The organism is Streptomyces sp. NPDC127108 (assembly GCF_042677545.1).
GTDB lineage: Bacteria > Actinomycetota > Actinomycetes > Streptomycetales > Streptomycetaceae > Streptomyces.
In genome coordinates, this window is sequence record NZ_JBHXTE010000003.1 from 55,542 (window position 1) to 78,784 (window position 23,243).

Here is a 23,243-nt window from a genome sequence, read left to right on the forward strand (position 1 = left end):
CTCAGCTCCCCGTGCGCCGCAGCAGGCACCCGATCGTGCGCAGCAGGATGCACAGGTCCTGCCAGAGCGACCAGCTGTCGATGTACGCGTTGTCGTAGCGGCACCGGTCCTCGATGGAGGTGTCCCCGCGGAGGCCGTGGATCTGGGCGAGGCCGGTGATGCCGGTCTGCATCCGGTGGCGGTACGCGTACTGCGGGTGGCGCAGGCTGAACCGGTCGACGAAGAAGGGCCGTTCGGGGCGCGGGCCGACCAGGCTCATGTCACCGCGCAGCACGTTCCACAGCTGGGGCAGCTCGTCCAGGGAGGTGCCGCGCAGGAACCGGCAGAAGGGGCTCATGCGGTGCTCGTCCGCGACGCTCCACCGGGTGGCCGACTCCTGTGGGTCGGCGGGGCGGTGGGTGCGGAACTTCAGGAGCGTGAACAGCCGGCCGTCCTTGCCGACGCGCTCCTGACGGAACACCACGCCCGGGCCCTCGGTGGCGCGGAGCACCAGCGCGCAGGCGAGCAGCAGCGGCCCGGTGAGCAGGAGCAGGGTGCCGGACACGACGATGTCGAGCGCCCGTTTGCCCGCGCTCGGCCGGGGCCGGTCGGCGGCCACCAGCGGGCGGCAGTGGAATCCGGCCACGAACAGGGGGCGGGCGCGGTCGCGGGGCGCGGGGGCGGCCGGGCCGTGCGGGTCGACCTCCCACAGCTCGCAGCCGAGTCCGCGCAGGGCGGCGACGCGGGCGTCATCGGCGGGGGCGCGGCCGGAGAGGGCCAGGACGGCGCGGACGTCGTTCTGGATGACGGCGCGGTGCAGTTCGTCCTCGGAGGACAGCAGGGGGAGTTCGGGCGCGACGCCCCCACGCTGCTCGGGCCCGCCGCCAGGCCCACCACCCGGCCCGCCGCCAGGCCCCGCACCCCGCTCGAACTCGTACTCGTACGCGTCCTCGTACTCCTCGTCCCCCGTCTCCCCCACGACCCCCACCGGCCGCATCCCGCACCGCGGCCGCCGAAGGAGTGCCGCCGCCACGCTCCGCGCCTGGCCGCCGTGGCCGAGCACCAGGACCGGACGGGGCCTGCGCGCGGCCGCCGACCTGCGGTGCCAGTGGGCGAGGGCACGGCCGCCCGCGCCGAGCAGGCCGTGCAGCGCGGCGGCGGTGAAGAGGGTGGCCGGGGGCAGCGGGGTGAACGGGGGGACGAGGGGGTCGAGCGCCGGGGCCAGGGCGGGGGCGAGGGCCGCGGCGGCGCACCAGGCGAGGGCGATCCGCCAGGCGAGCGCGGGCAGTTCGTCGAGGAGGGACGGCGCGAGAGTGTCCTCGTACAGCCTGCCCTGGGCGTTGAGGGCGAGGACGCCGGTGAGGAGCAGGGCGAGCAGGGCCGGGGAGCGGTACGGGTCCGGGAGCAGCAGGGTCGCGGTCACGGCGGCGAGCGCGTCGGCGGTGAGCAGGGCGAAGGCCCGGTGGCCGCGGTGGACGGGCTGCCCGCCGCGGCGTCCGGCGCGCCCGGCCGGTGCTCCCCGGGGAGCGACGACGAGCGGCCCGGTCCGGTGCCGCTCGTCCTGCCGCGGGTGTCCGGACGACGAGGTGACGGTACGTTCCGCGCTCACGTGGTGCTGCACTCCCTGTGCTCGATGGGCGCCGGGCCCAGTAGTTCGCGGTACACCGCTTCGACCGCGGCCGCCGTACGGCGCACGTCGTGGTGGCCGAGGACGTGCGCGCGCCCCTGTGCGCCCAGGGACTCCCGCAGGGCCGGGTCGCGCAGCAGGGCCGTCAGGGCGTCGGCCAGCGCGTCCGGGTCCTCGGGCGGGACCAGGGCGTGGGCGTGGTGCGCGGGCGGCAGGCTCTCGCGGGCGCCGTCCACATCGGAGAGGACGACGGGCCGGGCGCAGGACATGGCCTCCAGGGGCGCGAGCGCCATGCCTTCCCAGCGGGACGGCTGGACGACCACGTCGGCCGCCCGGTACCAGGGCGCGGTGTCGTCGGCGGCGCCCACGAACGTCACGGACGAACCGCCCGCGCCCACGAAGGTCACGGGGTCCGCGCCCACGTACGTCACGGGGTCCGCGCCCCCGTGGCTCACGGACGAGCCGCCCGCGCCCCCGTGGCTCACGGACGAGCTGCCCGCCCCCACGAGCGCCACGGACGAACCGCCCGCGCCGGTACGCCCCGCCGCCTCGGCCGCCCCCGCCCGCAGCCCCGCCGCGTCGGGCCCGTCGCCGACCAGCACCAGCCGGGCCCCCGGCACCCGCGCCGCCACCGTCGGCCAGGCGCGCAGCAGCACGTCCTGCCCCTTCTGGCGGCACAGCCGTCCGACGCACACCACCCAGGGGGCGTCCGCCGTCCGGGGAGCGTCCAGGCCCCACGGACCGGCGTCCGCCGCGAGCAGCGCGGCGCGTGCCGCGCTCCGGTCGGCCGGGACGAACCGCTCCGGGTCGATGCCGTTCGGCACGATGGAGCAGGGTCCCGTGATGCCCGCGCGGCGGCCGGTGTCGCGTTCCGCCGCGCTGACGCACAGGGTGCGGGCCGTCCAGCGGGCCGCGTGCCGCTCCCAGGTGCGGGCGAGCAGCGCGACGCTGCCGTCGACGGCCTCGAACGACCAGGCGTGCGGCTGGAAGACGGTCGGTACGCGCCCGCGCACGGCGACCCGGGCGGCGAGCCCCGCCTTGGCGCTGTGCGCGTGCACCAGGGTGGGCCGGACGGCGTCCACGACCCGGGCGAGGTCGCGCACCTCGGTGCGCAGGCCGGGGCCGGGGGAGCGGGCCGCCGCCCACGGGTGCACGGGGACGGGCCCCGCCGACCGGGCGAGGGTGCCGCCGTCGGGGCAGGCCAGGTGCACGTCCAGGCCCGCCGCGCGCTGCGCCCTGACCAGGTCGGTGACGACGCGGGCGACGCCGCCGTCGACGGGCTGGCTGACGTGCAGGACGCGCGGCGCGGGAGAGGAGTTCGACGGCAGTTGCATGCACGACTCCTTGGGTTCCTAGGGTCAGGACGACGGAATACGCGCTACCGCTTCACGTCGACGGCGGCGAAGAGCACACCCGTCCAGGCCGCGTCGCGCCCCGCGGACATCCGCACCGTCAGGTCGCCGCGCTGTCCGCGCAGCCGGTCGGGCAGGCGCAGCACGTCGGAGTCGTAGCCCAGAGTGTTGGCGTACGCCGGGTTCCTGCGGGCCGGTCGGCCCGGCTCGCTGACGGTCGAGTTCAGTACGTCGTCGGCGGGGTTGGCGCGGTCAGAGAGTGGCACGGACCTGCCGCGCCCGGCGGACACGCGCACCGCGTCACCGCGCACGCCCCGGTCGCCGTCGTACGCGACGAGCCCCACGACTCCGCCCCCGCGCGCCGCATCGGAAGCCAGGGGGACGCCCTTCATCCGCACCGTGTGCCGCCGCCCGGTTACTCCGAATGAGTCAAACCCGTCCCACAGCGCGATTGACCGCTTCGGCAGCGCCGCGTTCTCGTACGCCACGACCAGCGTCCAGCCGCCCCACGCCCCGGTCTTGGAGTGCCCCATGGCGACGTTGACCTGAGCGACCGTGTAGAGCCCCGAGCCGGAGCCGCGGACCAGCGAGGTGACGTCGGCCGACGCCTGGAACGCGTCGGCGCCGCCCGCGACCCGGTGGCCGGTCAGGGTGTCGGCGAGGACGGCCCGGTAGCTGCCGCCGGGCTCGGCGATCAGGACCCGGCCGTTGTCCTTGGGCGGCTTCTGCTCCCCGACGCGGAGGTTGCCGCCCCAGTAGAGCCGGGCGTACGAGACCCGGGACCCGGCGGGCAGCCGGAGCTCGCCCGCGCTGGAGTTGTATGTGTTCGGGTCGCGGTCGATGTCCGTGTAGAACATCTCGAAGTCGTGGTTGGCGCCGGGCCCGCCGCGCCGCACGTCCGCGCACGGGGCCGCCGCGCGGGACACCGGACGGCGGCAGGTGATCGCCGAGTTGGCGGCCCGGACGATCCCGCCGTGCTGGACCGCGTGGTAGCGCTGCGCGAAGGGGATGCGCGCCTTCTCACCGGTGGGGGCGGCGGCGTCCGTGCTCGGGGCGGCGGTGCCGGTGCCGGTCAGCGCGAGGCACCCGGTGAGGGCGAGCAGGACGGCGAGCACACGACGCGGGCCCAGAAGATGACGCATGACGGCACTGGCCTTCCACGGTGCGGTTAATCGTATTAAATGTGTGGATCTGAGCGCGTATGACGGAAATAGACTCAGAAGGAAGCGCAACAGTAGCGTTTATTGCGGGAGTTTCTGATGACTTGGCGGCGTGTGTCGGATTGGTGAAGCGTGTGGCCGAACCGCGAGGAAGACATCACTCATCTGGGCGCACAACCGACTGCCGGGGAAGCCAGTTGATCCCCACACCGGGCATCACGCACGGCTTCCGCATCAGCAGCACATCAGAACAAGGAGCAGTACTCCATGTCGCGTACCAGCAAGGCCCTTGCCCTGTCCGCCGTCGCCGCCGCCGCCGTGGCCGGTGGCGCGGGTGTCGCCGCCGCCGACAGTGGCGCGCACGGTGCGGCCACCAACTCCCCCGGTGTCGTCTCGGGCAACGCCATCCAGGTGCCGGTGCACGTTCCCGTCAACGTGTGCGGCAACAGCATCAACGTCATCGGCCTGCTGAACCCGGCGTTCGGCAACACCTGCGTCAACGACTGACGTACGGCCGTTCGGCGTACAGCGCCTGACGCAGAGTCGGCACAGCGGCGGTCGTCCCCGGTTCCGGGGGCGGCCGCCGCTTCGTGTGCGCGCGCTTCCGGGCGGAGTACTCCGGTACCCCGGATGGACGTCGCCCACCGGGTCGCCGGACGCCCGCCGTTCTCCCTTCTCACCTGCGCCGATGTCGTTTCCGCCGGAGCCGACACGCCGGAGTGCGTGGTCGCTCGGTTGCGGACCGTGGTTGCCGTTTAGACGGTGATCACAGGATCCGACGCACCACTGAAAGGGAAATGACCTATGCGAGCTCTGCCTGTACGGCGCATCGCGACCACCTTCCTGTGCACCGCGCTGCTGCTCGGCACCGCGGGCCCCGTCTACGCCGCCACCCACGACGACACGGCGCGCGAGGCGGCGGCGGCCGCGCCGCAGGTGCCCCTTCCCGGCGCCGACGCGCTCCTCGGGCAGGTGAAGGCGCTCGGCGACATCGGCGGCGTGCTCACGCCGGTCACCGACCTGCTCAACGCCGTCCTGAAGGCGGACAACGGCCAGCTTCCGGCGGCGGACGCCGCGAAGCTCGGCGACGCCGTCAAGGCCGCGATCGCCAAGGTCACGGCTGCGGCCCCGGTGCCCGTGCCCGTACCCGCCGCCGGGCTCCCGCAGGTCCCGACGACCCCGCAGCTCCCGGCGACCCCCCAGCTGCCCCTGGGCGGCGCGCCGGCGGCCAAGGCGCCGATGGACCTCAAGGGCGACGCCCTGGCCGCGCTCCAGAAGGCGGTCGACTCCCTCCTCAAGGCCGTCACCGCGGGTGACCCGGCAGCCGTCGTCCCGGCGGTGACGGCGGTCGTCACCGGCCTGGTCAACGTCGTCGTCGCCACCGTCCTCGGCGGCGGCCTGCCGGTCCCGAACCTGCCGGGTCTGCCGGCGCTGCCGAAGCTGCCGACCGACGCGCTGCCGCTGCCCAAGCTGCCGGTGCCGTTGCCGGTCTGAGGTCGGCCCGAGGTCGGCCCGCGGCCGCACCCCGCACCCCGCACCCCGCCACCCGCCGCTCCCGTACCCGGGACGGCGGGTGGCGTCGTCAACCCGGCCGGAAAATACGCCAGTTGATATGAGAATTCCGGCCCCGATTTCATCCGTGCGGGCCGGGGGAAGTTTCCTTTCAGGGGTTTCCGTACCGTCCTGCGCTCGTTAGGCGTAGTGAACTCAAGAGGCAGGCAATCGCCGCCTGAACGGTGCCCCACAGGCGACCGGAGTCGCCGAAGAAAGGAACACGATGAAGTCCCTCAAGGCTGCCGCTGTCCTGGCCGGGTCGATGGCCGTCGCCGGTGTCGCCGCGCCCGCGATGGCCAGCGACCTGACGCCCACCAGCCTGAACGGCGGCCTGGAGACCGTTCTCGGCCAGTCGATGCTGGACACCAAGCCGGTCAGCACGAACATGCTGGACACCGAGAACAAGGACTCCGTCGTCAACACCGTCACGGACGCCGCGGAGGGCGTGAACTCGGGCGGCGGTCCCGCGAAGCTGCTGGGTGGCCTTCCGCTCGCCAAGTAATCGAGCAACGGGGGGAATGCGGTAATAAGGGGCGGGAACGCGTGGGCGTGTTATTGCGAAGCTTTCCGCATTCATGTCCATAGGCTGCAGTAAACCCAAGGAAAGGTTTTGATCATGAAGAATGTCAAGAAGGCCGCCCTCGTCATCGCCGCCGCGGGACTCGCCGCGGGCGCCGCGTCCGGCTCCGCCTTCGCCAGCGACGACGGCGCCAGCGCCGAGGGTGCGGCGGTCGGCTCCCCGGGTGTCGGCTCCGGCAACCTCGGCCAGGTCCCCGTGCACGTCCCGGTCAACGTGGTCGGCAACACCGCCAACCTGATCGGCGCCCTCAACCCGGCGTTCGGCAACTCGGGCACCAACGACTGAAAGCCCCTCGGGGACGCCTCCGCACCCGGAGGCGAAAGGGCCGGTCCGGCGACACACCGCCGGGACCGGCCCTTCGGCGTCGTCGGGCCGGGCCACGTCAATCCCGAGGGCCCGCTGACCCCATCGTGTGATGCCGATTCCGCGCTCCGCCAGACAGGTGACAAAGGGATTCGGGCGGCCCCCACGCGTCTATAGCGTGCAGCCCATGACCTCAACCTCCAACGAACAGCGCACCTTCCGGGTGACCGACCTCGGCACCCTCGCCGTCCTCGCCTGGAGCGGCGAACACCCGGAGGACGAGCAGGACATGGCCTTCCTCCTCGCCTACTCCCTGGGCGACGCCGAAGGCGGCCCCGAAGCCACGGCCGAGGCCATGCGCACCCTCCTGCGCAACGAGCAACTGCCCCTCGGCGGCCCCGTCCTGGACGGCGCCCGCACCCCCTCCCTGCCGGTCAGCCTCCTCGTCGAGGCCGAGCAGGCCGTCGTGAACATGCCCCACGTCAAGGCCCAGTGCGTCGTCCCGCCCGAGTGGCTCGCCGCCGTCGAACAGCGCGGCCACGCCTACTTCATGATCACCACGGTGGCCTGGCCCGAGGGCAAGCCCGGCAGCCCCGTCTCCGAGGAGGCGCTGCGCGACTTCGCCGGGTCCGAGGACACCATGCTGAACGCGGCCCACTGCCTGCTGCCCGTGCGCAGGCTGCGCGGCTGATGCGCGCCGTCGCGACCACGGGGCGGGTACCGGCGCAGGCCGCCGCGGCCCGGCCCGCCACCGCCCCCCGGCCGGAGAACTCCCGGACGGCCGGGGGCGGGCGCGGCCTCGCCCTGCTGCTCGTGCTCACGGCGGCGGCGGGGCTGCTCGCCTCCTGGGTCATCACTCTCGACAAGCTCAAGCTCCTGAAGGACCCGGACTACGTCCCCGGGTGCAGCATGAACCCGGTGGTGTCCTGCGGCAGCATCATGAAGAGCGAGCAGGCCGCCGCGTTCGGGTTCCCCAACCCGCTGCTCGGCCTCGCCGCGTACGCCGTCGTCCTCTGCGTCGGCGCGAGCCTCCTCGCCGGGGCCCGCTTTCCCCGCTGGTACTGGCTGACGCTCAACGCGGGCACGCTCTTCGGCGTCGCATTCTGCACCTGGCTGCAATTCCAGTCGCTCTACCGGATCCACGCGCTGTGCCTGTGGTGCTGTCTGGCGTGGGCCGCCACGATCCTCATGTTCTGGTACGTGACCTCGCACAACGTGCGCCATGGATTTCTGCCCGCGCCCGCGTGGCTGCGTACGTTCATGAATGACTTCACATGGGTTTTCCCGGCACTGCACGCGGGCGTCATCGGCATGCTGATCCTCACCCGTTGGTGGGATTTCTGGATGAGCTGACCGCGTTTCGTCGAATCCGTCCCCGCGCGGGAGGAGAATGCCGCGGTGTCGTCCGAAAGCAGAGCCCACCGGCTGGCCCGCCGTCATCTGATCGCCGTCGCGGCCGCGGCGGCCCTCGGAGCCGTCGGCGCCTTCCGCGGGCTGCGCGCGAAGGACGAGCAGGAGGGGCTGCCGGGGGCACCGGGCGGGCCCGGGTTCGACGAGACGTACCGCGGTCGGCGCATCCAGGGCGAGCCCACGACGGGCGAGCACGGGCCCGGCGGCTGGCGGGTCACCGTCGACGGGCAGCCGCTCGGCCTCATGCGCCGCGCCGACGGCGGCTATCTGAGCATGCTGGACCACTACCAGTCGTACGAGACCCCGCTGGCGGCCGCCCGCGGCGCGGTCGACGAACTCGGCGCGCACCAGGCCCTGAGCGGCCGACTCCACTGAGCCCCGCCCGCACCGGGACCGGAGAACGGACGGACACCGACGGCCATGGTCTACACGCGCAAGAACCAGAACGCCCTCAGCCGGTCCGAGCGACGCCGGTTCGTCGACGCCGTGCTGCGCGTCAAACGCCGGGGCGAATACGACGAGTTCGTCCGCAGGCACATCGACTTCTACATCTCCGACGGCGACGACCGGCTGCGCGTCGCCCATATGACGCCCAGCTTCCTGCCCTGGCACCGCCGCTTCCTGCTCGACTTCGAGCGGGCCCTGCGCCGCGTCGACGACGGCGTCACCGTGCCGTACTGGGACTGGACGAGGGACCGCAGCCCGGCCGCGTCCCTGTGGGGCGAGGACCTGATGGGCGGCAACGGGCGGAAGAGCGACCGGCGGGTCATGACCGGCCCCTTCGCCCGCCGCAACGGCTGGGTCGTCAAGGAGGCCGTGACCGACGGGGACTTCCTCACCCGTGACCTCGGGCGCCGCGCCGACCCGCTGGAACTGCCGACCCGCCAGGACGTGGCGTGGGCGATGGCGGAGACGGTGTACGACGTCGAGCCCTGGGACTCCACCTCACGGCGGGGCTTCCGCAACCGCCTGGAGGGCTGGACGGAGGAGAGCGGCAGCGGGCGCTGGCGCAACCACAACCGGGTGCACCGCTGGGTCGGCGGGCACATGCTCGGCGGCGCCTCCGTCAACGACCCCGTCTTCTGGCTGAACCACGCCTTCGTGGACCTGCTGTGGAGCCGGTGGCAGCGGCTGCGCCCCGACTCCGCCCCCTACCTCCCGGCGAAGCCGCCCACCCTCGGCGACGCGCAGTACCAGCGCATCGTCGCCCGCCGCGAGGCGATGCCGCCGTGGCGGACGACGCCGCAGGACATGCTCAGCCACAAGGCGATCTACCGGTACGCCGAGTAACCGGACGCGTTGGCACCGCCCGCGCGGGCGGCCCGCGCACACAGCGAAGCCCCCGGCCGCGGCCGGGGGCTTCGCCTCGGCGTCACTTGCCGTAGCCGCCGTGCATTTCGCCCTTGTTGGCGCACTGGTTGCCGAACGCGGGGTTCAGCAGGCCGACGACGTCGACGGTGTTGCCGCAGACGTTCACCGGAACGTTGACGGGGACCTGGATCAGGTTGCCCGAGAGCACACCGGGGGAGCCGACGGCCTTGCCCTGCGCGCCCGCGTCCGCCGAGGCAAGCGCGGCACCGCTGAGTACGACGGCACCCGCGCCGAGCGTGACGGCGGCTGCCTTCGCGATGCGAGACATCACGTTCTCCTTTGACTAAGGGAAAATACGGCCGCATAGGGACGACCGCAGTTCCTCTAACGCAGGTTGTTGACGCGAAGTCACGCCGGGTGAGGCTTTGCGTATTCGTGTCGTACGGGGGGTCGAGGAATGCCGGAAAACACCCCGGAACGGGGTGCGCTTCCTGAGTGACAGCGGTCCGCGAGCCGTATCCTTCACCGCGCCCGGACGTTTGTGAGGGCATGACATCAGCACGCCGACTCATGGCCGCCGTCTCCCTCGCCGCCGGTGCCGCGGCGCTTGCCGCGCCCGCAGCGCACGCGTCCCCCGACGCGTCGACCGCGTCCAAGATCTCCGTCCTGGACACGATCGACGACCTTCAGACCTCGGGCATCCCCGCCGAGCGCCGGGCCGAGGTGCCCACGGTCGCGAGCCAGCTCGGCGGTCTGCACCAGCTGAACCAGCTGCACCAGCTCACCGACCTGGTGGCGCCCGTGACCAACGCGGTGCCCGCCGTCCAGTAGCCCGCGGCCGAGCGCTCCGGGCAAGCCGCCTACAGCAGCCGCACCCCTCGCCTGGCCAGGTAGGAGACGGGGTTGATGTCCGAGCCGTAGCCGCGCCGGGCCCGTATCTCCAAGTGGAGGTGCGGGCCCGTGGCACGTCCGGTGGCGCCGCTGTAGCCGATGCGGGCGCCGGTGCGGATGCGCTGGCCCTGGCGCACCGAGATCCGGGAGAGATGCGCGAACAGCACATAGCGCTTGTCCGGCATCCGTACCGTCACCGCCTTGCCGTACGCCCCCGACCAGCGGGCGAGCACCACGACCCCGCTGGTGACCGCGTACACGGGGGTCCCGCGCGGCACCCCCAGGTCGATGCCGGTGTGGTGCCCGGCGGCCCAGTTGCCGCGCACGCCGTAGCGCGAGGTGACGCGGTAGCGGCGGCGCAGCGGCCGGGTGTACCTGCCGGTGGGCCGCTCCAGGGCGCCGAGGCCCCGGCTGTCCTCCACGGGGAGGGCGGCCTCGGCGGCGGCGAGGTCGGCCTCGAACTGTTCGTCGAAGTCCGCGACGCACCAGTCCTCGGCCTCGGGGGCCCATGCCTCCTCCGGCGCGAACCATTCGTCGTCGTCCGCCGCCGCGGGGGCCGCCGTCGTCACTGTCAGCGCGCCACCGGCCAGCAGTCCCGCGGCCAGACCGAGCGCGTCCCGTCGTGTGGTGCCCGCTTCGCGCGGGCTGTCTATGCCGTAGCCCATACCTGCAAGGACACGCGGGGCGGCCCGGGTGCGCACGACCGGTTGGGCCGCATGGCGTAAGGGCGGTGCGCGAGGGCCGCGGGGTGGTGCGCGGGCGGTGCCCCGGGGGCGCGCGCTCGGGTGCGGGGCGCGGAGGTGTCCTCGGGAGAGTGAACGACCGCGGGCTCACGGAGCCGTGTGCACGTGCCACGAACTTGGCCGCGTGCATGTGTCCCGAACGTATTCGCGCCACTGTCCCCTGGGTCTCTGTCGTGCCCGCCTTCCAGGCACTCTGCCGCGCTAGGCTCACCGCGTGACGGCTCATCAGTCGGCGGATCAGCCGGAAGACGCGTACGCACACGGCCCGGAGGCTTCCTTCGCGGTCGTGGCCATTGCCGCGTCGGCGGGTGGCGTCCACGGAGTGGCCGTGCTGCTCGAGGCCCTCGGCCCCGAGCTCCCGGTTCCCGTCCTGCTCGTACAGCACCTGGACCCCCGCCACCGCACGGTCATCGCCGAGGTGCTCGGCCGGCGCACCGGTCTGACCGTGAAGCTCGCGGAGCAGGACGAGCCGGCGCTGCCCGGCACCGTGTACATCGCCCCGCCCGACCGGCACCTCCTCGTGGACGCGAAGGGCATGCTCACGCTGTCCAGCAGCGCGCTCGTGCACTTCGTGCGGCCCTCCGCCGACCTTCTGTTCGAGTCGGTGGCGGGCGCGTACGGGCACCGGGCGATCGCCTGCGTCCTGACGGGGACGGGCCGGGACGGCGCCATGGGAGTGGACGCGGTGAAGTCGCGCGGGGGCACCGTCATCGCGCAGGACCCAAGATCGGCCGAGTTCAGAGGCATGCCCGAGGCTGCCGTGGGTACGGGCGCAGTGGACTTCGTGCTACCCCTGGAGGAGATCGCCGCGGTCATTCGCGGGCTCGTCGAGGACAAGAGGCAGTGATGGCTGACGTGCAGGATGCTGAGACGGACGAGGAACTGGAGGAACTCCTCGGCTTTCTGCGGGACGCCCGCGGTTTCGACTTCACCGGATACAAGCGCTCCTCCCTCGGGCGCCGGATCCGCAAACGGATGTCCGATGTCGGTGTGGCGTCGTACGCGGACTACCGCGACCGCCTCGAGACCAGCGCGGAGGAGTTCAGCGCGCTGTTCAACACCATCCTGATCAACGTCACGTCCCTCTTCCGCGATCCGGACGCCTGGACGTTCCTGCAGCGCGAGGTCGTCCCCGAGCTGCTCGCCGACAAGGAGCCCCAGGAGGAGGTCCGGGTGTGGAGCGCGGGCTGCTCCAGCGGCGAGGAGGCGTACTCCCTGGCGATCATGTTCGCCGAGGCGCTGGGTGTCGATGAGGCCATCAACCGCGTCAAGATCTACGGCACGGACGTCGACGAGGAGGCGCTGCGGGACGCCCGCTCCGCCCTCTACAGCGCCAAGGCGCTGGAAGCGCTGCCCGCGGAGCTGCGCGACAAGTACTTCGAGCAGAACGGCGCGCAGTACAGCTTCCGGCCCGACCTGCGGCGCCGGGTCATCTTCGGGCGGCACGACGTGACCCGCGACGCCCCCATCTCCCGCCTCGACCTGCTGGTGTGCCGCAACACGCTGATGTACTTCAACGTCGAGGCGCAGACCCAGATCATCGACCGCTTCCACTTCGCGCTGCGCGAAAGCGGCTATCTCTTCCTCGGCAAGGCGGAGATGCTGCTCAATGACGCGGACCGGTTCGAGGTGGTCAGCATGCGTCAGCGCGTCTTCCGACGGCGGCCCGGCGACGCCGGACCGCCGTACCAGCCCGCGCCGCTGAAGATCAGGGCCATCGCCGGCTCGGAACAGCGCACGGTGGCGCGCAACCGGCAGACGCGCGACCTCATCCTCGACGCCATCCCGCTCCCGTCCGTCGCGGTCGACGCCGACGGCACCGTCGCACTGATCAACAGCAGCGCCCGGGTGCAGTTCGCCCTGACCACGAACGACCTCGGCCGCCCCTTCCAGGACCTGGAGATCTCCTACCGCCCCGTCGAACTGCGCTCCCTGATCGAGCAGGCGACCCACGAGCGCAGAACGCTGCGGGTCAACCGCGTCGAGCGGCGCGTGGGCGAGGACGTCCAGTTCTTCGACATCCTCATCCAGCCCCTCACCGGCCCCACCGGCCTGGCCGCGGCCACCATCATCACGTTCACCGACGTCACGGTCACCACTCAGCTCAAGTCGGAGATAAAGCGCGTACGCGAAGAGCTGGAGACGGCGTACGAGGAGCTCCAGTCGACGAACGAGGAGCTGGAGACGACGAACGAGGAGCTCCAGTCGAGCATCGAGGAGCTGGAGACGACGAACGAGGAGCTCCAGTCGACCAACGAGGAGCTGGAGACCACCAACGAAGAGCTTCAGTCCGGCAACGAGGAACTGGAGACGATGAACGAGGAGATGCGCATCCGCAGTGAGGAGCTGGACGAGGCCCGCGCCTTTCTGGAAGGCGTGATGAGCAGCGTCGCCGCGGGTGTGGTCGTCCTCGACGGGGAGAAGCGGGTCAAGAGCTGGAACCGGGGCGCCGCCGAGCTGTGGGGCCTGCGCGCCGACGAGGTCGCCGACAAGGTGTTCTTCAAGCTCGACTTCGGGCTGCCGACCGAGGAGCTGCGGCCGGTCATCCAGGCGTGCATCGACACCGGCGAGCGCACCGACACGGCCGCGGTCTCCGCCGTGAACCGCATCGGCCGACAGATCGTGTGCAATGTCGTGTGCTCGCCGTTCGACGGCCATCACGGAGGCGTGGTGCTCCTCATGGAGGAGGCTCGGGGCGCCTCCACCGCTTGACGTGGGCGTTTTCGTACGCGGTCGGCAGGCGCGCGTCCGTCTCCGCACGCATCGTGTGCGGAGACTTCGAGCGGCGCGATGGCGTACGCGCGCCCGTCAGGGGGAGATGCCCAAAACAGGCTCCTCCAGGGCAACTTGCGGGCGTACGCTGCGAGTCATGACCACGGGCGATGGCTCCGCCGAGCAAGCGGTGGCAGCATGGCGCCGGGCGGCGTCGGCGCGGGAGCGTGCGCGGGGCGCCGAGGAAGCCGCCAAGCGGTACGAACAGAAGGCGGCGGACACGGGCAACGACGTGTACCTGCAGATCGCCGCACTGCTGCACACCACTGCGGGCTGCCACCGCTCGTCGGCACGGCTTCAGGAAGCCTTCGCGCACAACCTCACGGGCTGGCAGCGGGGCCACGGCACCAGGCCGCGGTTCATGACCGGGGTCGCAGAGGCGTGCGGTACGAGCAGCGCGGCGCTCACGCTCGTCGACGCCGACCACAGCCAGCTCGCCGTCGCCGCGTCCAACGAACCGGCCCGCGCCGCGCAGGACTTGGAGTTCATGCTCGGCGAGGGCCCCACCAGGGACGCCACGTCCGGCTGCCGACTCGTCCGCGCCTCGCACGAGGCGATCGAGCAGCGCTGGCCCTGCTACGGGCCCGCCCTGACCGCGCTCGGCATCCACGAGGTGGCAGCCGTTCCTCTGGACACCACGGGCCGCTGCTTCGGCGCGCTCGCGGTGTTCGACCCGCGTCCCGGGCTCGTCGGCACCCAGGCGTTCACGGACATCGTCGGGGCGCTGACCCGCACGGTGCTCCTCGACCCGGACGCCGACCCCGAGTTGTACGGCGGTACCGAACACCGGGACGTCGTGCAGCAGGCGGCGGGCGTGGTGTCCGTGCACATCGGCCGGCGCGTCGACGACGCGCTGGCCCTCATCAAGGCCCGCGCCTTCACTCTCGGAGTGCCGTTGGAGACGTTCGCGCGGGGGATCGTGGCCGGTGATCTCAAGCTCACCCCGGAAGGTCCGTCATGACGACGCCACGGCAACACCTGGCCGACATCTTCGTGGAACTGGCCGGAGGCACCCCTGACATGCCGCTCGACCCCGCCGTCCTGCTCGCCGCGCTCGCGGCCCACAGCAGCGAACTCGTCGGAGCCCGCGCCTGCGGGGTCCTGTGCGACCTGCCGGGCGCCGAGTCCGGCGAGGTGTACGCGTCCGAGGCCGGGGCCAAGGAGCTGCTCCTCGACGCGCACAAGCGGGGCCAGGGCCCGGGCCCCCACTGCCGGGAGACCGGGAAGCCGGTGCCCAGGACCGATCTGAGGAGCCCGATCGCCCGCCACCGCTGGCCGCACTATGTGCCGCGCGCCCTCGCCCTCGGCTACACGGAGGTCGCGGCGCGGCCCCTGCGCGGGCGCGAGCAGGCCATCGGCGCGCTGGTCCTCTTCGGCAGCGAGGAGGCGCCGCTCACCGACGAGGCGCTGGTGTTCGGCCAGTCCCTCGCGGACATCGTGGCCATCGCGCTGCTGCGGGAGCTCGAACTGAGCCGCAGCCGCACCCTGGCCGATCAGTTGGAGCACGCCCTGACCAGCCGTCTCATCATCGAACAGGCCAAAGGCGTGCTCGCGGCCCAGCAGTCGCTCGCCATGGACGAGTCCTTCGCGATCCTTCGCGGGCACGCGCGGGCGCGGCAGCGGAAGCTGACGGAGGTGGCGCGGGAGGTGGTGGAGGGGCGACTCGTCCTGTGAGTCGCCCCTCCACCACCACTGTCGCTGTTCATGGGCTCGGTGGGCCGTGGGGTGCCGTCGGGCACCCGGCTGGTCCACCGGGTTCAGCCCGGCTCATCGGGGCCCCGGTGGTTCGGGCCCGGTCGTCGCGGGCTTCCGGGCTCAGCCCCGCTCCTCGCGTCCCTCCGCCTCGGCCTCGGCCTCGGCCTGCTTGGCCTGGACCTCCGGGTCGAGGGACGTCTGGGCGCTGCCGTCGACCGATGTGAGCGGTGCCCGGTCGGGGACCTCCGTGGCCGCGGGGGGCTCGACCAGCCAGTCCGGGTTGGCCTGCTTGTCCCACCACTTCCACACGGCGACGGCGCCGATCACGAGCGCGCCGAGGACGGCGAGCCGCTTGGCGAGGCGTCCGGTGCGGGCGCGGCGTTCGCTCCGGCGGGCCAGTTGCGCGATCTGCTCGGGCGAGACCTGACCGCGCAGCGCGGCGAGCGCCGCGACGCCGCGGGCGGCGGCCTCCTCGCGGACCGGCCCGGCCACGGCCACGGCGTGCTCGACGCGCGGCTTCGAGAAGTCGGCGGCCTGGCGGGCGGCCCTGCGGGTGCGGGCCGCGGCCTCGTGCGCCGCGTGGTCGACCTTCGGCGGCACATGGCTGCGGGCCTGCTCCACGCGCGGCGCCACATGCGCGTCGAACTGGACGCGGGCCTGGTCGGCGGCCGTGTGGGCGGCCTGCGACACCTTCGGCGCCAGGCGTGCCCGGGCCTCGAGCGCCAGGTGCGCGGCCTTGTCCTTGGCCTCGGCCGCCTTGTCCGCGTACGGGGCCACCGCGTCCGCGGCGTGCCGCACGCTGTCCTTCGCCGAGTCGGCCGCGGCGCGCACGCTGTCTTTGCGGGTCACGGGATCCTCCTCCTTGGTGGCGTATAGGTATGTCACCTTTCCACCCTTACCGGGATCATGCCTGCCGGACGGATCCGGGGCATGCGAGGGCGGGCATCCGGGTCATCGACTGCTCCCCCGTGAACTCGACCCGTTCGGTACGACGTGAACTCGACCAATTCGGTACGAGCGGAGCTTGTCGACGACAATGCCACGGATCCTCCCGGCGCGCGCCCAGTCGGTGGCTACTCGTCCCAATCCGGTCCGTGCGAGGATCGGAGGGTCACAGAGGACAACGGAAGGCAGATCGTGGCCGAGCAGCTTTACGCCACCCTGAAGACCAACCAGGGCGACATCGAGATCCGGCTCCTGCCGAATCACGCGCCCAAGACGGTCAAGAACTTTGTTGAGCTCGCCCAGGGCGAGCGCGAGTGGGTGCACCCCGCGACCGGCAAGAAGTCGTCGGACCGCCTGTACGACGGCACCGTCTTCCACCGGGTGATCAGTGGCTTCATGATCCAGGGCGGCGACCCGCTGGGCAACGGCACCGGCGGCCCGGGCTACGAGTTCGAGGACGAGTTCCACCCGGACCTGGCCTTCGACAAGCCGTACCTGCTCGCGATGGCCAACGCCGGCCCGGGCACCAACGGCTCGCAGTTCTTCGTCACGGTGTCGCCGACCGCGTGGCTGACGCGCAAGCACACCATCTTCGGCGAGGTCAGCAACGACGCCGGCAAGAAGGTCGTGGACGCCATCGCGGGCACCCAGACCAACCCGCGCACCGACCGTCCGGTCAACGACGTCGTCATCGAGTCCGTCGTGATCGAGACGCGCGAGGGCTGAGCGCCGCCGCGAGCTCCGGGCGCGCCCGCGCGGCGCACCCGTGAGGGAACCAAACCGCCCCGCCCATCCGTAGAGGAAGGGCGGGGCGGCGCGTTCGCCACGCCGCCTTCGTACGGAGAATGAGGGGACCGCAATGGACCAGGCGCCAGGCAGCCCGCAGGAGCCGCGGGACGCGCAGGGCCCGCCGACGTGCTACCGGCATCCGGACCGGGAGACCGGCATCACCTGCACGCGCTGCGAGCGGCCGATCTGCCCGGAGTGCATGATCAGCGCCTCGGTCGGCTTCCAGTGCCCGGAGTGCGTCCGGGGCGGCTCGGGCACCGGGCACTCGCCCGCGGCCAGTCAGCCGCGCACGCTCGCGGGGGGCACCATCGCCCAGGACCCCCGGCTGCTCACGAAGATCATCCTGGCGATCAACCTGCTGGTGTTCGTCGCGGTCCGGGTGCGCGGGGACAGCCTGCTCAGCGATCTGGTGCTGATCGGCCAGTGGCCGCCGCACCCGTTCGTGCCGACGGAGGGCGTCGCGGACGGCCAGGCGTATCGCCTGGTCACGTCGATGTTCACGCACCAGGAGATCTGGCACATCGCGTTCAACATGCTGGGCCTGTGGTGGCTCGGCGGCCCCCTGGAGGCGGCGCTCGGCCGGGCCCGCTATCTGACGCTCTACCTGCTGTCCGGCCTCGGCGGCAGCGCCCTCACCTATCTCCTGGAGGACGCGAGCAAGGCCTCCCTCGGCGCCTCCGGCGCGATCTTCGGCCTGCTCGGCGCGACGGCGGTCCTGATGCGGCGCCTGAACTACGACATGCGCCCGGTCATCGCGCTCCTCGCGCTGAACCTGCTCTTCACCTTCACCTGGAGCGGCATCGCCTGGCAGGCCCACGTCGGCGGTCTGATCGCGGGCGTGGCCATCGCGTACGGCATGGTGCACGCCCCGCGCGAGCGGCGCGCCCTGGTGCAGTGGGGGACGTGCGCGGTGGTGTTCGCGGTGATCGTGGTGACCGTGGTGCTGCGGACGGCCCAGCTGACCTGAGGTGCGGCGGGTGGCTCGGCTGGCCTGAGGTGCGGCGAGTGGCCCAGGTCACCTGAGGTGCGACGGCCGGTCCCCGCCTGACGTGCGCGGACCGGCGCACGCTCCCGTGTTGTCCACAGTCTGTGCCCGATCTTGTGCACGAAGTGGGGAACGCGTGTTCCGCGCGTCGCCGGTCCGGGTTTTCCCAGGCGGGACAAGGGATGTGCGGGCCGGTGCGCGGCGGTGGGCCAGTCACACCGGCGTCAACCTTCTGAGAGTTATCCACAGATCTTCAGACCTTTCCCCAGGTCTGTGGATGGCGGTGCTCGCGCTGTGGATAACTCAGGCCAGGGCTTGCGGGCGGGGCCATTTTCCGCTCTCGCGGCACACGTGTGCCCGCCCGCCGTGCCCTCAGCCGCGTGGAACCGTTACTTCCACTGCGTGGAGACGCCGAACCCAGCCGCGATGAAGCCGAAGCCGACGACGATGTTCCAGTTGCCCAGCGGGTCGATGGGCAGCTTTCCGTCCGTGACGTAGAAGACGACGATCCAGGCCAGGCCGATCAGGAACATGGCCAGCATCACCGGAGCCACCCAGCTGCGGCTGGTCAGCTTGATGTTCGTCGCCTTCTTCGACGACGGCGGCGTGTAGTCGTCTGCCTTCTTGCGGATACGTGACTTCGGCACGAGGGTCTCTCCTGTCGATGCGCTGCGTGGCCGCGCAGGGAACGGGGTGTGACGCGGGGCGGGTTCTTCGGCGCTACGGTGCGCGAAGTCCTCCCCCGGGCGTCCGTTAGCGTAGTGCTTCCGCGGCGGTGAAGGAGATAAGGGTACGTTGAGCAATTCTGCCGACTTCCCGGGAGGCACCGGTCGACGCCGCCGCTGGCGCCCGGTGCAGCTCCTCACGATCGCCGTCTTCGCCCTCGCCGGCCTGATCTTCGTCACCAGCTTCAACACGGCCAAGGGCACCAACATCCGTACCGACGCCTCCCTGTTGAAGCTCTCCGACCTCATCCAGGAACGCAGCCGAGAGAACAAGGACCTGGAGGAGTCCAACGGCTCCCTGCGCGGCGACGTCGACTCCCTGGCCCAGCGCGACAGCCCCGGCAGCAAGGCCGACGACGCCCGCCTCAAGGCCCTGGAGAAGAACGCGGGCACCCGCAAGCTCAACGGCGACGCCGTCACGGTCACCCTCACCGACGCCCCGCCGGACGCCACCGCCAAGCTCCCCGGCTACCCCGAGCCGCAGCCCAACGACCTGGTCATCCACCAGCAGGACCTGCAGGCCGTGGTGAACGCCCTCTGGCAGGGCGGCGCCGAGGGCATCAAGGTCATGGACCAGCGTCTGATCTCCACCAGCGCCGTGCGCTGCGTCGGCAACACCCTGATCCTCCAGGGCCGCGTCTACTCACCGCCGTACAAGGTCACGGCCGTCGGCGACCCGGACAAGCTCAGGAAGTCCCTCGCGGCCTCCCCGGAGATCCAGAACTACATGCTGTACGTCAACGCCTACGGCCTCGGCTGGAAAGTCGACGACGACGGGGCGGTGACTCTTCCCGGCTACTCGGGCACAGTGGATCTCCACTACGCGAAGCCTGTGGAGCAGTAGCCCCTGGGGGACCCCGTGCCGGTGCGAGTGATCGTCAGGACGCTCAGCGAACTGTGCGTCACCGTCGGGACCGTGATCGTACTGTTCGTCGTGTACGTCCTGTTCTGGACCGGGGTGAAGGCCGACCGCGCGATGGACAGCCAGATCGACCAGTTGCAGGACCAGTGGGCGCGGCAGCCGGTGGCCGCCCAGGGCTCGGGCCGGGACGCGGACGCCGCGCCGCCGGAGCCCGCCGCGTACCGGGACGGCAAGCCCTTCGCCGTGATGTACATCCCCCGCTTCGGTTTCACGTGGAACAAGCCCGTGCTCCAGGGCACCGCCACCGGCACCCTCAAGAAGGGCCTCGGCCACTACGCGCGCACGGCCCAGCTCGGCCAGAAGGGCAACTTCGCCGTCGCCGGACACCGCCGCACCTACGGCGACCCCTTCAAGGACTTCCCCGAGCTGCGCCCCGGCGACGCCGTCGTCCTGACCGACGGGACGACCTGGTTCACGTACCGCATCGACAGGAAGCCGTACCGCACCCTGCCCGCCGACATCGGTGTCATCGACCCCGTCCCGCGCAAATCCGGCTACCGCGAGCCCGGCCGCTATCTCACCCTCACCACCTGTGAACCGGAGTGGGGCCACAGCCACCGCCTGATCGCCTGGGCCCACCTCGACGCCACCCAGCCCGTGGAGGCCGGGAAACCCGAGGCACTGCGCCGTTAGTCTGGTGCCGAACGGCGACGGCTTGTGGCGCCGGACGACGGAAGGGACGGCATGTACGGCTGGATCTGGCGGCATCTGCCCGGGAACGCTTGGGTGAAGGCGCTGCTCTCGCTGCTGCTCGTCCTGGCGGTCGTCTATGTGCTGTTCCAGTACGTCTTCCCCTGGGCGGAGCCGCTGCTGCCCTTCAACGATGTGACGGTGGACGGCCAGTGAGCTCCAGCAAGAACGCCCGCATTCTCGTCGTCGACAACTACGACAGCTTCGTCTTCAACCTCGTGCAGTACCTGTACCAGCTCGGCGCCGAGTGCGAGGTCCTGCGCAACGACGAGGTCGAGCTGCGGCACGCCCAGGACGGCTTCGACGGCGTGCTGCTCTCGCCGGGACCCGGCACCCCCGAGCAGGCGGGCGTCTGCGTCGACATGGTGCGCCACTGCGCCGCGACCGGTGTGCCCGTCTTCGGCGTCTGCCTCGGCATGCAGTCCATGGCGGTGGCGTACGGGGGCGTGGTGGACCGGGCGCCGGAGCTGCTTCACGGCAAGACCTCGCCGGTCACGCACGAGGGCAAGGGCGTCTTCGCGGGCCTGCCGTCCCCCTTCATCGCCACCCGCTACCACTCCCTCGCCGCCGAGCCCGCCACCGTCCCGGCCGAGCTGGAAGTGACCGCGCGCACGGCCGACGGCATCATCATGGGCCTGCGCCACCGCGAACTGCCCGTCGAGGGCGTCCAGTTCCACCCCGAGTCGGTCCTCACCGAACACGGCCACCTCATGCTCGCCAACTGGCTGGTGGAGTGCGGCGACGCGGGGGCGGTGGGGCGGTCGAGCGGGCTTGCGCCGGTGGTGGGCAGGGCTACGGCGTGACCACGGGGGCGCACGGGGGCGCCGAGGGGGCGGGGGAGCATCCGTCACCGTGGTTCCGCGTCGCGTCGCTGCCGGGGGAGGCGGGGGCTGTTCCGCAGGCCGGGGAGGCGGTGTCCGAGGAGCCGTACGCCCAAGGGGACGCCTCCGCCCAGGAGAGCACCTCGGGGACGTACGAGACGACCTACGCGCAAGGGCCCGCGCCGGTCGATGACGAGACCATCGGGCTGCGGACGGCGGACACTCGCCGAATAGTCGGTGAGCCGGGTGCCGCCCCACCCCCGGGTACCGCCCCGCCCACAGGCGGCCGCGCTGCTCGCCGCAAGGCCGCCAAGCACAAGGGCCGCCGGGGCGCGAAGCCCCCGGCCACCGCGTCCGGGTCGGCCGCAGCCACGTCCTCCGCCGAAGCGGAGCGCCCCCTCACCCGGGTCGAGGCCCGCCGCGCCGCCCGTGCCGCGAAGCCGGGACCGGCCACCGTGGCCAGCCGCGCCATCGGCGAACTCTTCATCACCATCGGCGTTCTGATGCTCCTCTTCGTCACGTACCAGCTGTGGTGGACGAACATAAGAGCCCAACAGCAGGCCGACGCGGCCGCCCGCAAGCTCCAGGAGGACTGGGCGAAGGGCAAGGGCAAGCCGGGGGCCTTCGAACCCGGCCAGGGCTTCGCGCTCCTGCATATCCCGAAGCTGGACGTCGTCACGCCGGTCGCAGAGGGCATCGACAAGCACAAGGTCCTCGACCGGGGCATGGTCGGCCACTACAACAAGGGCGGCACCAAGACCCCGATGCCGGACGCGAACCCCGGCAACTTCGCGCTCGCCGGTCACCGCAATACGCACGGCGAGCCGTTCCGGTACATCAACCGGCTCAAACCGGGTGATCCGATCGTCGTCGAGACGCAGGACAAGTACTACGTCTACAAGATGGCGAGCATCCTGCCGCAGACCAGCCCCGGCAACACGGCGGTCCTCGATCCGGTGCCGCCGGGCTCCGGCTTCACGAAACCCGGCCGCTACATCACACTGACCACCTGTACCCCCGAGTTCACGAGTAAGTACCGAATGATCGTGTGGGGCAAGATGGTCGAAGACCGGCCACGCGACAAGGGAAAGCCACCCGCGTTGGTCGACTAGAAGCTGAGACGGACGGGGCAGACGCAGTGGCAGCCACCACCGAAGAGGACGAGCAGGAGCGGGCCGAGCGGACCGGGGAGTCCGCGCCGAAGCCCGCGCCGCGGCAGCGCGGCCGTGGCCGGATCGCGACGGCGGTCAGCGTCTTCGGCGAACTCCTCATCACCGCGGGCGTGATCCTCGGCCTGTTCGTCGCCTACTCGCTGTGGTGGACCAACGTCATAGCGGACCGCGAGGCCAAGAAGCAGGGGAACCGCGTCCGCGACCACTGGGAGGCCAAGGGTCCCGGCCCCATCGACACCAAGGACGGCATCGGCTTCCTGCACGTGCCCTCCATGAGCGGCGGCGAAATCCTCGTCACCAAGGGCACCAACCCCAAGACCCTCAACCACGGCGTCGCCGGCTACTACACGGACCCCATCAAGTCCGCCCTGCCGCAGGACGACAAGGGCAACTTCACCCTGGCCGCCCACCGCGACGGCCACGGCGCGAAGTTCCACAAGATCGACAAGATCGACGAGGGCGACCCGATCGTCTTCGAGTCCCGCGACAAGTGGTACGTCTACAAGGTCTACAAGACCCTCCCCGAGACCTCGAAGTACAACGTCCGCGTCCTCGACCCCATCCCCAAGGAGTCGGGCGCGAAGCGCGCGGACCGCTACATCACGCTCACCACGTGCACCCCGGTCTTCACGTCGAACTATCGCTATGTGGTGTGGGGGAAGCTGGAGCGGGTCGAGAAGGTGGACAACAGGCGGACGCCGCCGCGGGAGCTGAGCTAGCCGCTGCGCTTGCTTCAGGGACGCGGGGCCGGTGTGCAGAGCCCGGAGCGCGGACGAGGGCCCCGGCACCTTTCTGGTGCCGGGGCCCTCGTCCTTGT

28 protein-coding genes are annotated in these 23,243 nt (G+C 71.7%); 21 read left to right on the top strand and 7 right to left on the bottom strand.

Annotated elements, in window-relative coordinates:
- Position 1 precedes the first annotated feature (1 nt).
- The 3 genes from ACFVHO_RS03315 to ACFVHO_RS03325 are packed head-to-tail and all read right to left on the bottom strand — an operon-like array spanning position 2 to position 4,100.
- The gene (locus ACFVHO_RS03315) at positions 2 to 1,588 is read right to left on the bottom strand and encodes a sugar transferase (protein WP_385709481.1); all 1,587 of its coding nucleotides are present in this window, start codon (positions 1,586 to 1,588) and stop codon (positions 2 to 4) included.
- Complete coding sequence (locus tag ACFVHO_RS03320; RefSeq protein WP_385709484.1) at positions 1,585 to 2,940, bottom strand: glycosyltransferase; 1,356 nt, start codon at positions 2,938 to 2,940, stop codon at positions 1,585 to 1,587. Before ACFVHO_RS03320 ends, ACFVHO_RS03315 begins: the two co-directional genes overlap by 4 nt.
- Positions 2,941 to 2,984: 44 nt before the next feature.
- Complete coding sequence (locus ACFVHO_RS03325; RefSeq protein ID WP_385709487.1) at positions 2,985 to 4,100, bottom strand: DUF3344 domain-containing protein; 1,116 nt, start codon at positions 4,098 to 4,100, stop codon at positions 2,985 to 2,987.
- Positions 4,101 to 4,385: 285 nt separating this feature from the next.
- Between ACFVHO_RS03325 and ACFVHO_RS03330 the strand changes: the two genes are divergently transcribed.
- From ACFVHO_RS03330 to ACFVHO_RS03365, 8 genes are all read left to right on the top strand, one after another.
- The gene (locus ACFVHO_RS03330) at positions 4,386 to 4,625 is read left to right on the top strand and encodes a chaplin (protein ID WP_385709490.1); all 240 of its coding nucleotides are present in this window, start codon (positions 4,386 to 4,388) and stop codon (positions 4,623 to 4,625) included.
- Between the two features lie 297 nt (positions 4,626 to 4,922).
- Complete coding sequence (locus tag ACFVHO_RS03335) at positions 4,923 to 5,612, top strand: hypothetical protein (protein ID WP_385709493.1); 690 nt, start codon at positions 4,923 to 4,925, stop codon at positions 5,610 to 5,612.
- 283 nt (positions 5,613 to 5,895) lie between these two features.
- The gene (locus ACFVHO_RS03340) at positions 5,896 to 6,174 is read left to right on the top strand and encodes a hypothetical protein (RefSeq protein ID WP_385709496.1); all 279 of its coding nucleotides are present in this window, start codon (positions 5,896 to 5,898) and stop codon (positions 6,172 to 6,174) included.
- Positions 6,175 to 6,288: 114 nt separating this feature from the next.
- On the top strand, positions 6,289 to 6,537 hold the full coding sequence (locus ACFVHO_RS03345) for a chaplin (RefSeq protein WP_385709499.1): 249 nt from the start codon (positions 6,289 to 6,291) through the stop codon (positions 6,535 to 6,537).
- A gap of 205 nt (positions 6,538 to 6,742) precedes the next feature.
- Positions 6,743 to 7,246 (top strand): DUF5949 family protein, encoded by a 504-nt coding sequence (locus ACFVHO_RS03350; RefSeq protein WP_385709502.1) that lies wholly within the window; start codon positions 6,743 to 6,745, stop codon positions 7,244 to 7,246.
- Positions 7,246 to 7,908 carry a vitamin K epoxide reductase family protein gene (locus ACFVHO_RS03355; protein WP_385709505.1) on the top strand — a complete coding sequence of 221 codons (663 nt, stop codon included), beginning with the start codon at positions 7,246 to 7,248 and terminating at the stop codon, positions 7,906 to 7,908. Before ACFVHO_RS03350 ends, ACFVHO_RS03355 begins: the two co-directional genes overlap by 1 nt.
- Positions 7,909 to 7,953: 45 nt before the next feature.
- The gene (locus ACFVHO_RS03360; RefSeq protein ID WP_385709508.1) at positions 7,954 to 8,340 is read left to right on the top strand and encodes a tyrosinase family oxidase copper chaperone; all 387 of its coding nucleotides are present in this window, start codon (positions 7,954 to 7,956) and stop codon (positions 8,338 to 8,340) included.
- A gap of 45 nt (positions 8,341 to 8,385) precedes the next feature.
- A complete protein-coding gene (locus tag ACFVHO_RS03365; RefSeq protein ID WP_385709511.1) occupies positions 8,386 to 9,255 on the top strand; it encodes a tyrosinase family protein in 870 nt (289 codons plus the stop codon).
- A gap of 82 nt (positions 9,256 to 9,337) precedes the next feature.
- Here the strand turns inward: ACFVHO_RS03365 and ACFVHO_RS03370 are convergent, their stop codons facing one another.
- The gene (locus tag ACFVHO_RS03370) at positions 9,338 to 9,604 is read right to left on the bottom strand and encodes a chaplin (RefSeq protein ID WP_380843025.1); all 267 of its coding nucleotides are present in this window, start codon (positions 9,602 to 9,604) and stop codon (positions 9,338 to 9,340) included.
- 221 nt (positions 9,605 to 9,825) lie between these two features.
- Between ACFVHO_RS03370 and ACFVHO_RS03375 the strand changes: the two genes are divergently transcribed.
- Positions 9,826 to 10,107, top strand: a complete 282-nt coding sequence (locus ACFVHO_RS03375; RefSeq protein ID WP_385709514.1) for a hypothetical protein — start codon at positions 9,826 to 9,828, stop codon at positions 10,105 to 10,107.
- Between the two features lie 29 nt (positions 10,108 to 10,136).
- On the opposite strand, the gene ACFVHO_RS03380 is transcribed toward ACFVHO_RS03375, so the two are convergent.
- A complete protein-coding gene (locus ACFVHO_RS03380; protein WP_385709517.1) occupies positions 10,137 to 10,832 on the bottom strand; it encodes a M23 family metallopeptidase in 696 nt (231 codons plus the stop codon).
- Between the two features lie 292 nt (positions 10,833 to 11,124).
- On the opposite strand from ACFVHO_RS03380, the gene ACFVHO_RS03385 reads away from it, so the two are divergent.
- From ACFVHO_RS03385 to ACFVHO_RS03400, 4 genes are all read left to right on the top strand, one after another.
- The gene (locus tag ACFVHO_RS03385; RefSeq protein WP_385709519.1) at positions 11,125 to 11,757 is read left to right on the top strand and encodes a chemotaxis protein CheB; all 633 of its coding nucleotides are present in this window, start codon (positions 11,125 to 11,127) and stop codon (positions 11,755 to 11,757) included.
- Positions 11,757 to 13,622 (top strand): CheR family methyltransferase, encoded by a 1,866-nt coding sequence (locus tag ACFVHO_RS03390; RefSeq protein WP_385709521.1) that lies wholly within the window; start codon positions 11,757 to 11,759, stop codon positions 13,620 to 13,622. Before ACFVHO_RS03385 ends, ACFVHO_RS03390 begins: the two co-directional genes overlap by 1 nt.
- A gap of 157 nt (positions 13,623 to 13,779) precedes the next feature.
- Entirely contained in the window at positions 13,780 to 14,643 is an 864-nt protein-coding gene (locus tag ACFVHO_RS03395) for a GAF and ANTAR domain-containing protein (RefSeq protein WP_385709524.1), read from the top strand.
- On the top strand, positions 14,640 to 15,356 hold the full coding sequence (locus tag ACFVHO_RS03400) for an ANTAR domain-containing protein (RefSeq protein ID WP_385709526.1): 717 nt from the start codon (positions 14,640 to 14,642) through the stop codon (positions 15,354 to 15,356). The genes ACFVHO_RS03395 and ACFVHO_RS03400 overlap by 4 nt, the downstream gene beginning before the upstream one ends.
- A gap of 141 nt (positions 15,357 to 15,497) precedes the next feature.
- Here ACFVHO_RS03400 and ACFVHO_RS03405 read toward each other — a convergent pair whose 3' ends face one another.
- A complete protein-coding gene (locus tag ACFVHO_RS03405) occupies positions 15,498 to 16,226 on the bottom strand; it encodes a DUF5324 family protein (protein WP_385709529.1) in 729 nt (242 codons plus the stop codon).
- Positions 16,227 to 16,514: 288 nt separating this feature from the next.
- On the opposite strand from ACFVHO_RS03405, the gene ACFVHO_RS03410 reads away from it, so the two are divergent.
- On the top strand, positions 16,515 to 17,048 hold the full coding sequence (locus ACFVHO_RS03410; RefSeq protein WP_385709531.1) for a peptidylprolyl isomerase: 534 nt from the start codon (positions 16,515 to 16,517) through the stop codon (positions 17,046 to 17,048).
- A 133-nt stretch (positions 17,049 to 17,181) separates the two neighbouring features.
- Positions 17,182 to 18,078 carry a rhomboid family intramembrane serine protease gene (locus ACFVHO_RS03415; protein ID WP_385709534.1) on the top strand — a complete coding sequence of 299 codons (897 nt, stop codon included), beginning with the start codon at positions 17,182 to 17,184 and terminating at the stop codon, positions 18,076 to 18,078.
- 407 nt (positions 18,079 to 18,485) lie between these two features.
- On the opposite strand, the gene crgA is transcribed toward ACFVHO_RS03415, so the two are convergent.
- Entirely contained in the window at positions 18,486 to 18,743 is a 258-nt protein-coding gene (gene crgA / locus ACFVHO_RS03420; RefSeq protein ID WP_385709536.1) for a cell division protein CrgA, read from the bottom strand.
- 148 nt (positions 18,744 to 18,891) lie between these two features.
- Here crgA and ACFVHO_RS03425 point away from each other — a divergent pair, with 148 nt between their 5' ends.
- Genes ACFVHO_RS03425 through ACFVHO_RS03450 form a run of 6 tightly spaced genes read left to right on the top strand, consistent with a single transcriptional unit; the run spans position 18,892 to position 23,145 of the window.
- On the top strand, positions 18,892 to 19,665 hold the full coding sequence (locus tag ACFVHO_RS03425; protein ID WP_385709539.1) for a DUF881 domain-containing protein: 774 nt from the start codon (positions 18,892 to 18,894) through the stop codon (positions 19,663 to 19,665).
- Between the two features lie 15 nt (positions 19,666 to 19,680).
- The gene (locus ACFVHO_RS03430) at positions 19,681 to 20,376 is read left to right on the top strand and encodes a class E sortase (RefSeq protein WP_385709542.1); all 696 of its coding nucleotides are present in this window, start codon (positions 19,681 to 19,683) and stop codon (positions 20,374 to 20,376) included.
- 51 nt (positions 20,377 to 20,427) lie between these two features.
- Positions 20,428 to 20,589: a hypothetical protein gene (locus ACFVHO_RS03435; RefSeq protein ID WP_030360570.1), complete on the top strand. Its 162-nt coding sequence runs from the start codon at positions 20,428 to 20,430 to the stop codon at positions 20,587 to 20,589.
- Positions 20,586 to 21,236: an aminodeoxychorismate/anthranilate synthase component II gene (locus ACFVHO_RS03440; RefSeq protein WP_385709545.1), complete on the top strand. Its 651-nt coding sequence runs from the start codon at positions 20,586 to 20,588 to the stop codon at positions 21,234 to 21,236. Before ACFVHO_RS03435 ends, ACFVHO_RS03440 begins: the two co-directional genes overlap by 4 nt.
- Positions 21,233 to 22,366: a class E sortase gene (locus ACFVHO_RS03445; protein WP_385709548.1), complete on the top strand. Its 1,134-nt coding sequence runs from the start codon at positions 21,233 to 21,235 to the stop codon at positions 22,364 to 22,366. Before ACFVHO_RS03440 ends, ACFVHO_RS03445 begins: the two co-directional genes overlap by 4 nt.
- A 26-nt stretch (positions 22,367 to 22,392) precedes the next feature.
- Complete coding sequence (locus ACFVHO_RS03450; protein WP_385709551.1) at positions 22,393 to 23,145, top strand: class E sortase; 753 nt, start codon at positions 22,393 to 22,395, stop codon at positions 23,143 to 23,145.
- Positions 23,146 to 23,243: the final 98 nt, after the last annotated feature.